9 protein-coding genes are annotated in these 12,619 nt (G+C 34.4%); 2 read left to right on the top strand and 7 right to left on the bottom strand.

Going from position 1 to position 12,619, the window contains the following annotated elements; translation table 11 throughout:
* Nucleotides 1-339 precede the first annotated feature (339 nt).
* The 5 genes from asnB to VI621_RS07405 form a co-directional block, all read right to left on the bottom strand.
* Nucleotides 340-1,956 (bottom strand): asparagine synthase B, encoded by a 1,617-nt coding sequence (gene asnB, locus VI621_RS07425; protein WP_324217744.1) that lies wholly within the window; start codon nt 1,954-1,956, stop codon nt 340-342.
* 187 nt (nt 1,957-2,143) lie between these two features.
* Entirely contained in the window at nt 2,144-3,769 is a 1,626-nt protein-coding gene (locus tag VI621_RS07420) for an amidohydrolase (protein ID WP_324217743.1), read from the bottom strand.
* Nucleotides 3,770-3,850: 81 nt separating this feature from the next.
* On the bottom strand, nt 3,851-4,300 hold the full coding sequence (locus tag VI621_RS07415) for a hypothetical protein (RefSeq protein WP_324217742.1): 450 nt from the start codon (nt 4,298-4,300) through the stop codon (nt 3,851-3,853).
* Nucleotides 4,301-4,374: 74 nt separating this feature from the next.
* Nucleotides 4,375-6,123, bottom strand: coding sequence for a TonB-dependent receptor (locus VI621_RS07410; RefSeq protein ID WP_324217741.1), 1,749 nt, complete (start codon nt 6,121-6,123; stop codon nt 4,375-4,377).
* A gap of 41 nt (nt 6,124-6,164) precedes the next feature.
* Nucleotides 6,165-9,179: a tetratricopeptide repeat protein gene (locus tag VI621_RS07405; protein WP_324217740.1), complete on the bottom strand. Its 3,015-nt coding sequence runs from the start codon at nt 9,177-9,179 to the stop codon at nt 6,165-6,167.
* Between the two features lie 176 nt (nt 9,180-9,355).
* Between VI621_RS07405 and VI621_RS07400 the strand changes: the two genes are divergently transcribed.
* Complete coding sequence (locus tag VI621_RS07400; RefSeq protein WP_324217739.1) at nt 9,356-10,039, top strand: cell division ATP-binding protein FtsE; 684 nt, start codon at nt 9,356-9,358, stop codon at nt 10,037-10,039.
* Nucleotides 10,040-10,084: 45 nt separating this feature from the next.
* On the opposite strand, the gene VI621_RS07395 is transcribed toward VI621_RS07400, so the two are convergent.
* Entirely contained in the window at nt 10,085-11,215 is a 1,131-nt protein-coding gene (locus tag VI621_RS07395) for a hypothetical protein (RefSeq protein WP_324217738.1), read from the bottom strand.
* A 59-nt stretch (nt 11,216-11,274) separates the two neighbouring features.
* On the opposite strand from VI621_RS07395, the gene VI621_RS07390 reads away from it, so the two are divergent.
* The gene (locus VI621_RS07390) at nt 11,275-12,222 is read left to right on the top strand and encodes a glycosyltransferase family 2 protein (protein WP_324217737.1); all 948 of its coding nucleotides are present in this window, start codon (nt 11,275-11,277) and stop codon (nt 12,220-12,222) included.
* Here VI621_RS07390 and VI621_RS07385 read toward each other — a convergent pair.
* Nucleotides 12,199-12,615 carry an FdtA/QdtA family cupin domain-containing protein gene (locus VI621_RS07385; RefSeq protein ID WP_324217736.1) on the bottom strand — a complete coding sequence of 139 codons (417 nt, stop codon included), beginning with the start codon at nt 12,613-12,615 and terminating at the stop codon, nt 12,199-12,201. The two genes, VI621_RS07390 and VI621_RS07385, sit on opposite strands and share 24 nt — an antisense overlap.
* Nucleotides 12,616-12,619: the final 4 nt, after the last annotated feature.

The raw sequence follows: 12,619 nt of genomic DNA, 5'->3' as shown, positions 1-12,619 counted from the left end.
AGAGTTGTCCACCACCTCATAAACCAAGTGATGCAAACCTCTAACTCCCACATCTCCAATATACATCGAAGGACGCATTCTTACGTGCTCCATTCCCTCTAATGCCTGAATACTATCTGCTGAATAATTATCCTTCTTGATTTCTTCGCTCATATAATTTTATTCTAAAAAATGTAATTTTTGTCTAACAGGCAAATATATAAAAACGAGAATGATTTAATGATAAAAACAGCATATTTAGTAGTGAAGTTATTAACATTATGTTGATTAATTTAAACAAAAAAACGCCCACTCGAAAGTGAACGTTTTCAACAATAAAACTATGTAAAAATCATGAACTTATACCGCAACATTTGATTTTGCTATCTCAACATCAGCCTGAACATGAGCCGCATTGGCTCTACCGCTCGGATCTTGGTTTTCTTGCCATTTTGGAATCCATTTACGCACGGTTTGCGCTGCACTTACCTGTGGATAATATTTATGGAAAATGGTTCTGTAATAATAAGCTTCTTTAGTTGTTGGCGTGTTGTAAGGGAATTTTACTGCAGCCGTTTCCAATTCTTCATCCGTAACCCTCGTGGCGCAATATTCGATTAATTGGTCAATCCAGTTGTATCCCACTCCATCCGAAAACTGTTCTTTTTGTCTCCACAAAACTTCTTGCGGTAAATATGGACTTTCAGGTGTATCGAATGCTTTTCTAAGGATATATTTTTCTATGCCATCATATGTTTTAGGCTGTTTTTCTTCAGGTTTAATTTGGATTGCCATTTCCAGGAAAGCTTTATCCAAAAATGGAACTCTGGCTTCCAATCCATGCGCCATTGTTGATTTATCGGCTCTTAATAAATCGGCGGTAAATAATTTCTGTACTCTTTCGATGGTTTCTTTTTGGAATTCCTCGGTTGATGGTGCATTTCTAAAATACAAATAGCCACCAAAAATTTCGTCTGCTCCTTCACCTGACAAAACCACTTTTATCCCTAAATCGGCGATGGCTTTTGATAAGAAATACATCGGTGTACTGGCTCTTACCGAAGTTACATCGTAGGTTTCTAAATGCCAGATTAATTTATCCAGAATTTCGATTCCGTGTTCGATGGTGAAATGGATTTCGTGGTGTTCAGTTCCTAAAAATTCCGCTACTTTTCTCGCCGCTTTTGCATCTGGCGCTTCGGCATCCAAACCAATGGAGAAAGAATGCAGTTTCTTGCCGTTTTCCGCTAATAATCGGGAAGCAATGGCGGATGTCAATGACGAGTCCAATCCGCCCGAAAGCAATACGCCAATGGGTACATCGCTCATTAATCTTTTTCGGGTGGCTTCGGTTAAGGTTTCTCTGATTAATGCCAAATCCAATTCTTGGGTAGCTTTCGTATAATCTTCATAAACTGGTGTGTAATATTTTACAAATCCTGTTTTTTGGGTATAAAAATGTCCCGGAGGAAAAGTCGAGAAGGTTTTACATTGGTCGGCAATGGGTTTCATTTCTGAAGCAAAATAAATTCGGCCTCTTTCATCCAGACCATAATATAACGGCTTCACTCCCATTGGGTCACGGCCGGCAATGTAATCATCGCCGTCAATCACCACAAAAGCAAAATCGCCATCTAATTTATCGCAAAAATCATAACCAAATTCTTCGTACAAATGAACAATTACTTCCGAATCAGATTTGGTTCTGAACGTATGGTGTTTTAAAACCGTTTCTCTTAATTCCTGGTGGTTATAGATTTCCCCATTGTGAACCATATAGGCGGATTTCGTTCCTTTTATCGGTTGACGACCGGAATGCAAATCAATGATTGACAAGCGCTCGTGGCTTAGGATATGCCCGTTTTCAGTAATATACATATCGCTTTCATCAGGTCCGCGATGTGACATTCTTTTAGAAAGTGTTTTTACTAATTCTTCGTCTTTCCCTTTTCCTATAATGGCTAATATTCCACACATAACTGTTTTACTTTGATTATTAATACAAAGCAAAGATGTGGTATATCGTATTAATTGGAAAGCAAATAATTTACTTCAGTTGTAAATTTATACTAAAAAACAACATTTAAGTAAAAATTGTAATTTAAAAACCAATAAATTAAACATTAGATTATGAATTGTAAATTTTAATTTTCCAATGATTCATTTATTTTACTATCTTCCCTTTTAAATAAGTATGCAATGGTTTCATTTTCACGATTTGATTCTCATTGACCTTCATTAAATCTTGGTTGTAAATTACAAAATCAGCCCATTTTCCAACTTCAAGACTTCCTTTTTCCTTTTCTTCAAAATTAGAGTACGCAGCCCAGATTGTCATCCCCCTTAAAGTCTCTTCTCTAGTCAATGCATTTTCCATTTGAAAACCATCTTTTGGATAGTTCTTACTATCTTTTCTGGCCACGGCAGCATGAAATGTCAACATCGGGTTGACTTCTTCTACAGGAAAATCAGTGCCCAAAGCAATGATTCCCGCTTTTTGAAGTAATTTTTTATAAGCATAAGCATTTTTCAAACGATCTTTTCCTAATCGTTCACCTGCCCAATACATATCCGAAGTAGCATGTGTAGGTTGTACTGAAGGAATGATTCCCAATTTGAAATAATCAAAATCTTCTTCCCGCAAAACTTGGGCATGTTCAATTTTCCATCTTCGGTCTTTTTTACCAGCCAAAACTTCTTTGTATATTTTCAACAAAACCGTATTTGCAGAGTCCCCAATAGCATGCGAATTCAATTGAAAATCAGAAGCCGCAATTTGTTGTGCTATCGATTTAAATTCTGAAATGGGTGCTCCCAAAGCCCCGAACTGTTTTGGCATATCCGAATATCCTTTATGCAGGCAAGCGCCACGAGAACCTAAAGCGCCATCGCCATACATTTTGAAGGAACGTACATCTAAATTATCCGTTTTATAAATGCCCTTTTTAAGATATAAATCGATGTTCTTTTGGTTTGCAGTAATCATTGCATATACATTAAGTTTCATTGCCTTTGCTTTTTGCAAACTATCAATTAAATTAATAATATCAGGATCTAAACCTGCATCATTTACTGTTGTCAATCCATAATCATACATTACTTTTTCGGCATCCAATAAAGCTGAAATTTGTGTTTTACGGCTTGGTTTTGGAATTATTTTATAAATTAAATTCATTGGATTGTCTACTAAGATACCGGTTGGTTCATCATTAGCCATTTCAATTCGACCGCCTGTAGTTTTTGTGTCTTTTGTAATTCCAGCTAATTTCAATGCTTTGCTATTGACAATCATTGCATGAAAATCCACTCGATTCAAAACTACCGGGATATTTGGAAAATGAGCATCTAAGTCTGCCTTTGTCGGGAATTTTTTAACGTCCCAATCATTCTGATCCCAACCATTTCCGACGATAAACGTCGGGTTTTTTTCTTTTTGAAAAGTCTTTATTCGCGCTATTACTTCAGCCATACTTTTAGTTCCTCGCAAGTCAACTTCTTGTAAACTGAGGCCAAAACCATAAAAATGACAATGCGCATCAATCAAGCCTGGATAGATGAATTTACCTTTGGCTTCTATCGTATTTTTAGATTCATAATTACTTGTGATTTCATCATTGGTACCAATAGCTACAATTTTACCTTCATTGATTGCCATGGCCGAAGCCGTTCCAAACGTTTTGTTGACAGTGTAAATAGTTGCATTAGTGATAATGGTATCAACGGAAATTTTATTTTTTTGATTGCAGGAAATCAATAAAAACAAAGCAAGAAGTAAGACGATAGGTTTCATTGTACACAATTTAGTTGGGCTAATATAAAAAAAAGCTCAAACAATTGTAAAGTACAAACGAATAAATTAGATTGAAGAAACTTATAAAATTTCTTCTATAGTGTATTTTGTGGTATTGATTTCAAAAGTAAATCCTACTTCATTCCCCAATAATTTGTTTCCTAATGGTGATTGAGGCGATAAAGCAATCACATTTGTCCCTTCAATAGAGATTTTGGTAAGTGCCAAACTTACATACAAATAGATTCCATTGGCCTGAACCAGACTTCCCAAAGCAATTTTATTTAAAACAGAAGTCGCATCAATCTTATCCAAAACCGCTTTTTGCTCTAAAGCTTCCTTGAGTTTATAATTGAGTTTTTCCTGTTCGATATGCATCATTGACAAAGCCGTTTCGTGCTTGTCTCCGGCGGAACCTTTGGCATCGTTTTTTGAATCTTCAGTTAAAGCAGAAATCATGTCACGAAAAACATCGATTTTGTCCTGGACTTGCTGAAGATAGTATTGGTGTATTTTTTGTTTGAAAGTCATAGTTTTATTTATAAAAAAGAAACCTATAAGAAGATTCACTTATAGGTTTCTTTACAAATATTATCAAATTTTTCTTAGAAATCAAATTTATAACTCGCCCCTAAAATAACCTGAAAACTTTGAACCGGATAATTCATCCATTTTTCATAGGCTTGATTCGCGATATTATTAAATTTTAGAAAACCGGTTAATCTTTCGTTGTGTTTGTATCCAATATGTGCATTCGCATCAAAATAACTTTCTAAAGTCGTTGGCGTTAATGTAATAATATTACTATTTAATTGCATGTCTTTTCTTTCGCCTACGAAAAAGACATTGGCTCCGGCATACCATTTTTTAGTAATATTCACGTCTAAACTAGAACCAAGTTTTATAGCTGGTAAATTCCAGGCTTCTTCCTGAATATCATTCTGGAAACTGTTGTAAGTTCCGTTTATTCCAAAAGATACATTTTTAGAGAAATCAGCTTTCAATTCTCCATAAAAGTTAAGGGTTTTCATATCGTCATAAACTACGTCGAAGGAATTTCCGAAAGCATAATCTTCATTTGCAAAATTTTCTGTATAATCATGGCTTTTGAACAAGGCTTTGTTTTTCTCACTTTTATACGAACCACGAATGTTATAACTCACACTGTTCGCTAATTTCCCTTTTAGACCTGCAAAGACATCATATTGTTTGTCTGTTGGCGCAATGTTCAATGTTGGAGAAACAAATGGATTATCATTAGTAAAATCACGATATGAGTTTTGTTCCAAACCTCCTTCGGCTCCCGCGTAGAACACCATTAAATCACCCACCACTTTTAACGAAGCATTTATTTGCGGGTAAACAAATAATTTATTGTTATTGTCGTGTTCCATATCTAAGCTATAAAAAACGGCAGCACCTACATTTACCGACCAATCATTTTTGTTGATTACAATACTGGGATGAATTCCAAAATTGGTATACCCGTATTTAATTGCTGTTGTTCCCAAGTAATCTTTTTCGAAAGTACCACCAACATAATCTACGATGAAATTGGTTTTGATTTTTTCATCCATTACGTCAAATGCAAAGGAAGGCTTTACATAAAATCTATTTTCGGCTGAACCACGGGCATCCCAAAAACGATTGTATTTCAGACTCGCTTCGCTAAAAATACTTTCATTGAAATTGAATTTGGCTCCGGCATAGGCATTGTGAAACATGTGTTGCGGATCCATTCCGTTGATTAAAGCTGCTCTGTCCTCAGGCAACAAAGTCGCACCAAATTCTGTAGGCAAACCATACCAATTATACACTTGATTCTGATAACCCAAATCGGCATTCCACGACATGTTTTCTTGTTGGTTTCCGTAAGTCAAATCCAAAGAAGTATCGTAGAATTTATCATCCAATTCCACTCCTTTTATTCCGCCTTGTGACGAAAGATGACGCAACATTCCACCAACATATTCATTGTCGCTGATGTTTTCGGTAATAAAAAGTTCCGCGTTGATGGTGGCATAATTTCCGAAACCTAAAGTCGCATAGTTTTTGAATAGTTTTTCGGCTTCCGATTTATCTACGCTTGCGGCTCTTCCTTTTGATGGTGTAAAAGTCGAAGCTACCGGAAAAGAGAAAATATTGTATTTAATCACTTCCTTTTTGGTATTGTCTTCATCTTCCAGCGCAGGCGTTTCCTTTACTTTGAAAGCATCCGAAATTGTTGGGGTGTATGGTTTTACAACGTTTACTACTTCCGTTCCGATGTTTTCATCTTTCTTTTGCGCCATTGCGGTTTGCAAACCGGCAAATAATAAGATGAAAGCGATTTTATATTGAATTTTGAATGTCATATTTTAATAGCTTAAGTATTGAGAAATAAGATTAGCTCTAATTAATTTTGAATGGATGAATTTGTTTTGGCTTCCTGCGATTTGATGCTATCCAATTCTGTTTGCGCCTCTTCCACTACATCTGGATACGCTGAGAAATTTTTAATCACACTTTCCAAAATGTACGTTGCCTGAAAACTGTCTTTCAATCCGTAGAAGTTTTTCGCCATCACGACCAACCCTTTGGCACCAAAATATTTATAACCTGAATAATCTTTAGTCAATTTTTGAACAGCCGTATTGGATGCTTCAAATTTCCCGTCTTTATTTTTAAAATAAGCATCATAATACAAGGCTTCCGCTGCCAATTCTCCTTTGGCAATCGTTAATAATTTGGCGTAAGCTGATCGGGCTTTTGTTTCATCATTCGATTTCATTGCCGAACGGGCCACGATAATCTGTGCGTCACTTTTTACTTTATCATCCGTTTTTGGATTGCTCAATACTTTATCGGCATAAACCACCGCATTTGGATAATCCTTTTGTTCGTAATAGGATTTCATCAAATTGGCTTGCGCAAAAGTGACGTTTTGAGGAAAATCAGCTTCGGTTTCCAATCTTTTTAAAACCGGAACGGCTTTTACAAAATCCTCTTTTTTCAAATGAATTGATGCTAGTCTTGCCAATGATTGCTCGGTAAATTCATTTCTTGGTTTAGCAATGACAAATTCATAATTTGGAATCGAATTGCTTTCCAATCCATCAGCAAAATACGATTGCGCTAAATAAAAGTTAGCTTTCAAACTATGAATTCCGTTTGGAAATTTAGAAACATAACCGCTAAAAGCTGAAATTGATTGTTTCGTATTGTTCTGCAAATATTGTTTTTCCGCCGCTTCATAAGTATCATTATCTAAATCCGCATCAGAAACATCAACAAAATCCAATGTTCTTACCCAAGATGCATATTCATCTACTCTTCCGTTGTCTACATATATGATACGTGCTGTCGAAACTGCTTCTAAAGCTTCCGGAGTTTTAGGATATTCTGCCGCAACTTTTTTGAATTTGGTTAAGGCCAAATCATCTTTTTCGCCATTATAATAAACCAATCCCTGACGTAAAATCGCTTTCGAAGCATAAGAACCTTTTTTGAATTCGCTGATTAACTGGTCGTAAGTTTTAATGGCTAAATCTGTTTTCTTTTCCGTAACATACGTATTTCCAAGTTCGAACAACGCATCATCACGATATTGAGATTTTGGATATAAAGAAATGAATTTATTCAAATCTTCAATTTTCTTGTCGTTTTTGGCAACAAAACCATAACTAATCGCTTTTTGAAATTGGGCATAATCCGAATCGATGCTTTTCAATTCAATCGCTTTGTTGTAAGCATCCATAGCCGGCCAATATTTTGCAGTTACAAAACGGCTGTCGCCCAAACGCAAATAGGAATCATTCAAACGTACTTTGTCCTCTTTTACCGCATCAATTTGATTTTGGAAATAATTTCCGGCCTGCTCATATTCCTTTTGTTTGAAATAACAATAGGCAATATTATAATTGATATTTTTGATTTCGGGCGTGTTTTTTGCCTCAGCGTAACCGGTAAATTGCTTGAAACTAATCAAAGCTTCTTTAAAATTATCCAAAACATATTCCGTTTCGCCTTTCCAGAAAGTGGCACGAGCGGTGAATTTAGCATCTTTTGGTTCGGCAATTGACTTTTTGAACATTGCCAAAGCTTCCTGATAATTTCCGTCAGTATATAATTCCAAACCTCTGTAGAAAGTTACTTTCTGATAAATTTGTTTGTTGGCAAAATTCTTATTTTTCTCCAATAAATCTAAAGCCCCCTTGTAATTTTTTGAAGTAATATAAGAACTGATCAATATGGTTTCAACCTCAGTTTTGCTTGGAGAATTTGGATATTTTTCCAAGAAAGCCGACAATACATCCGGAACACTTTGGTAGGAATTTCCGATTTCATAACTCAGTTTGGCATAATTTAGATTAGCATCTTCCTGAATTTTTTCGTCAAATGACATTTCAGAAGCATTTTTGAAAGCATTTAAAGCCTGTTGTTTTTTATCCGTTTTCAGGTAACTTTCCCCTAAATGATAATAGGCGTTTTGTGCTACCGAATCATTCCCATTAATGATTTTATTGAATTGAGCTATCGCATTTTCATAATCGTTTTGCTTGTAATACGCATAACCTAATTGATAGAAATCAGTATTGTTCCACCTGCCTTTTTTGCCTTTATACAATGTTAAATATGGAATCGCTTTGTCGTATTGTTTTAAATTGAAATAACTTTCTCCAATAATTTTATTCAATTCCGATTTCTCTAAAGCATTTGATTTTGGCATGGCAGCCAATCCTAAATCAATCGCTTTTTGAAAATTTCCTAATTTGAAATTCATATCCGCCTGAAAATAAGAAAGCTTTTCTTTGTATTTCTCTTCTCCGGAAACTTCATCAAAATATTTGGTAGCTTTTTTATAATCATCGCCTTCATAGGCCATAAAACCCAAATAATACTTGGCTTGAGAACCATATATTTGCGAATTAACTACTTTATTGAAGTAAGTCGTGGCCTCTTTTTTATTATTAGCGCTGAAAAAAGCATAGCCTTTCTGGAAATTGAATTTTTCTATATCGTCATTACTCAAAGTGCTCTCATCGACTTTATCAAAATATTGCAAAGCTTGAGGAAATCTTCCTTGCTCAAAATAATAATGTGCGACTTCAATATACGCCTGGTTTTGTTTGGTACTCGTTGGATAATCGGCAACGAAATTTTCTATCATCACATCGGCATTAGCCTGATTAAGATGAATGGCGCAAATAGCACTGTAATAAGCACAATCGGACTTCACTTCGGTGTTTTTGTTCTCCGATTTTACTTTGTCAAAAATAATTTGCGCGGATTGGTATTGATTGTTATTGAATAAGGAAAGTGCCCTGTTGTAATCTTCTAAATCGTGGGTATAAATCGCTGATTTTTGGGCCGAAATGGTTGTTATTCCAATGAAAAATAACAATAAAAATAGCCAAGATTGTTTGCGCATAGTCGTTTTTGTTTTTTAATAATTTCAAATATATCGTATTCTACAGTGTATAACGGTGCTTTTTTGGTTTTTATTATGAACATTTTTCTAACAAACGTAAAAAATCTGATAATTGTTAATTGTCAATTGCTAATTGATTAAATCTTATTACTTTTACCCCATAAACAAAATTACTTATGTCACAGCCAGTTCTCTTTTTAAGAAATGTAACGATTTACCAAGAAAATAAAGTCATTTTATCCAACATTAACCTTGAAGTTAATCACGGCGAATTTATTTATATTATCGGAAAAACGGGTTCAGGAAAAAGTAGTTTTATGAAAACACTATATGCTGATTTACCTTTAACAGAAGGTCAGGCTAGCATTGTTGATTTTGATTTGGCGACTTTAAAAGAAGATAATATTCCGTATTTGAGAAGAAAAATAGGGATTGTTTTTCAGGACTTTAAATTATTACCGGACAGAAGTGTCAATGAAAACATGATGTTTGTACTCAAAGCAACCGGCTGGACTGATAAAACCGAAATGCAGGTAAAAATTGATGAAGTTTTGGACAAAGTGGACATGAAGTCTTTTGCTTCAAAAATGCCGCATCAACTATCAGGTGGGGAACAACAACGTGTGGCTATTGCCCGCGCTTTATTGAATGATCCCGAATTAATCCTTGCCGACGAACCAACGGGAAACCTTGATCCTCAAACAAGCGCCGAAGTTTTGGAAGTATTACGAAAAATTAATGCTAACGGAAAAACAGTAATTATGGCCACGCATGATTATGCCCTTTTGATGAAATTCCCATCGAAAACATTGAAATGTGAGGACAATACTATTTTTGAGGTAGTGCAGAGAACAGTTTAAATCGAAATTTTTCGAAAAATAATATTGTGACGGAATCGAACTAGTTTATTTTTCAATGATTTCAATGATTTCAATCATTTTCATCGCATTTATTTTGTCATTCAAAATCTGGTTTAAAACCCATTTCCTTTTATCAAAACCCAAATAAGGTTGATTTTTTAATCGATTCACAACATTGATAAACTCAGCTTGTGTTTCCGCCATTTCGCATAAATTCCTGATATTTTCATCATCAACCATATTGCTATTAATAATGCAAAAACGGCTCTTATATAGGGAATTAATTAGCTTTAATTTGGTTCCTGATTGCTGAAAAGACAGCATCACGTTGAGATGGGCTTCTTCTAACAATTGATTCAAATATTCCTGGTTTTCAATAGAAACATATGAAATATTTGATGCTGATACTATTTTATTTTTTACAAAATCGGCTCCGCAACCTGAGGCAATTACCAGCTTATAATCAGGAATTTTTTTAAATACTTTTATTAAGAAAGCCACTGCTCTTTTGTTATCTGCCATTCGTAAATCGCCATGATAAAAGGCATATTTTCCAAATTCAGAAAGTTTAACAATCGTTTCATTTCCATGAAAAACAGGAATATAATTCGCATTGCCAAAATGTTCCTCAACATAATCGGTTTCAGAAACTGAAAGGGTAAATGTCGCATCAAACTTTGATATGATTTTCTGGTATGATTTGTATTTAGTCGCTTCCAGTCCGAAAAGTGTCTTTTTGGCCAAATTAGTTTCACTTTTTGCCAATCCTGAAAAATAATTCGCTTCCAAATTATGCAATCTCAACATCAATTTTCTATTTTTGAAATGATGTTGATGCATCGCGAAAGTAGTCTGCAAACCTTCGAAAAGAATGGGCGCTTCAACTTTATTGATATTAGAAACTAAAGCTGTATCGTAACGGGAAGCTACCGCAAAAGGAAATCTGGAAAGCAGTTTGAATATGTTTTTTTTATTCCTTTTATAATAGTAGACTTCTTTAACATGTTGCTTTAAAACTGAATTCTCCTCCGTAATTTCATCAACAAAGCAATGCAAATAGATTTCGATTCCTAATTCATGTAATGCTTTTATTTTATAAAAAACATCAATTACACCGCCGTAAACAGGTGGAAATGGATTGTCGAAACTAATAATATGAAGTTTTTTATTTTGCATACATCTAAAAACAAAAATAGAATATTTTAAGTTATCAAAACGTACTAAAATCAGTATATTTGAAATCAATTCATCCATTTATGCCTTTTTTTTCAGTTATTATTCCATTATACAACAAAGAAAAGTTTGTAGAAAATACACTAAAAAGTGTCTTATCTCAAACCTTTTCCGACTTTGAAATAATTATTATAAATGATGGTTCGACTGACTATAGTGAACAAAAAGTACAGCAATTTCAGGATTCGCGAATTCGGTATTACTCCAAAAAAAATGAAGGCGTTTCTGTAGCCCGAAATCTCGGAATAAGCCTGGCTCAATCCAATTACATTACTTTTATTGATGCCGATGATTATTGGTATCCGGACTTTTTGAAAACCATGTTTGAAAATATTAATCGATTTCCAGAACAAAGGGTATTTGCGGCCGCTTTCGAAATAGAAACCTCAAAAAATGTATTTCCAGCTCAATATTCGATACAAAAAACTAAGGATTGTGAACTTGTAAATTACTTTAATGCCAGTTCAAGGGAATCTGTTATCTGGACTTCCTGTGCCGTTTTTCATAAAAACGTTTTTGAAAAAACAGGTGTTTTTGATGTGGCTATTAAAAGCGGTCAGGATACCGATTTATGGATTCGGATTGGGTTGGTTTATCCTGTTTTATTTTCTTGGAAAATTTTGGCCCGATATATTTTTGATGCTGAGAGTCTTTCCAAAAATAAAAATTACACGACTACAAAAATCAATTTTTCTAAGTTTTCTACTTTAGAAAAAACAAATATGGATTTAAAAAAATTCCTGGATTTTAATCGGTTTTCGCTAGCTATAAAATCAAAACTGAACGGAGATAATGTAAATTTTAATCTATTTTACAAAGCCATTGATTTAAAAAATTTAACGTTTAAAAAAAGAGTGCTATTATTACTTCCTTCTTTTGTTTTAAAAAAAATGATTGGTTTACAACAAGTTTTGGCGAACTTAGGTTTAGCACATTCCGTCTTTAAATAAAACAAAATCAGCATATTCCCGAATATAATCTTTTTCGCTAAAAACATCCGAAGCGAGAACCAAACAAACGGAACCCGAAGAAAAATTTTGTAATTCTCTCCAAATTCCAATTGGAATCAATAGCCCCTGATTGGGTTTGTTGAGTGTTACGGTTCTATTTTTACTGCCATCTTTTAAAACCACTTCAAAACTTCCGCTCAAAGCAATCAATAATTCAAGTTGTTCGATATGAGAATGTCCGCCTCTTTCCGAACCACTTGGAACATCATATAGATAATAAACCCGTTTTATTTCAAATGGAATTGTATTTCCTTCAACAACAGAGAGATTGCCCCGAATGTCGTGAATTTTCGGAATATCAATAATTTGAATATCATCAATTGTAGTTCTCATTTTA

The sequence above is a fragment of the Flavobacterium sp. genome, assembly GCF_035292545.1.
Classification (GTDB): domain Bacteria; phylum Bacteroidota; class Bacteroidia; order Flavobacteriales; family Flavobacteriaceae; genus Flavobacterium.
Note: the sequence above shows the minus strand (reverse complement) of the source record. Positions and strands in the feature narration are given on the sequence as shown.

Bases quoted from the DNA above. Each gene is read 5' to 3' on its own strand.
- asnB (WP_324217744.1), bottom strand. From the start codon at position 1,956: ATGTGTGGAATATTAGCCATTATAGGAAAAGGGAAAGACGAAGAATTA.
- VI621_RS07420 (WP_324217743.1), bottom strand. From the start codon at position 3,769: ATGAAACCTATCGTCTTACTTCTTGCTTTGTTTTTATTGATTTCCTGC.
- VI621_RS07415 (WP_324217742.1), bottom strand. From the start codon at position 4,300: ATGACTTTCAAACAAAAAATACACCAATACTATCTTCAGCAAGTCCAG.
- VI621_RS07410 (WP_324217741.1), bottom strand. From the start codon at position 6,123: ATGACATTCAAAATTCAATATAAAATCGCTTTCATCTTATTATTTGCC.
- VI621_RS07405 (WP_324217740.1), bottom strand. From the start codon at position 9,179: ATGCGCAAACAATCTTGGCTATTTTTATTGTTATTTTTCATTGGAATA.
- VI621_RS07400 (WP_324217739.1), top strand. From the start codon at position 9,356: ATGTCACAGCCAGTTCTCTTTTTAAGAAATGTAACGATTTACCAAGAA.
- VI621_RS07395 (WP_324217738.1), bottom strand. From the start codon at position 11,215: ATGCAAAATAAAAAACTTCATATTATTAGTTTCGACAATCCATTTCCA.
- VI621_RS07385 (WP_324217736.1), bottom strand. From the start codon at position 12,615: ATGAGAACTACAATTGATGATATTCAAATTATTGATATTCCGAAAATT.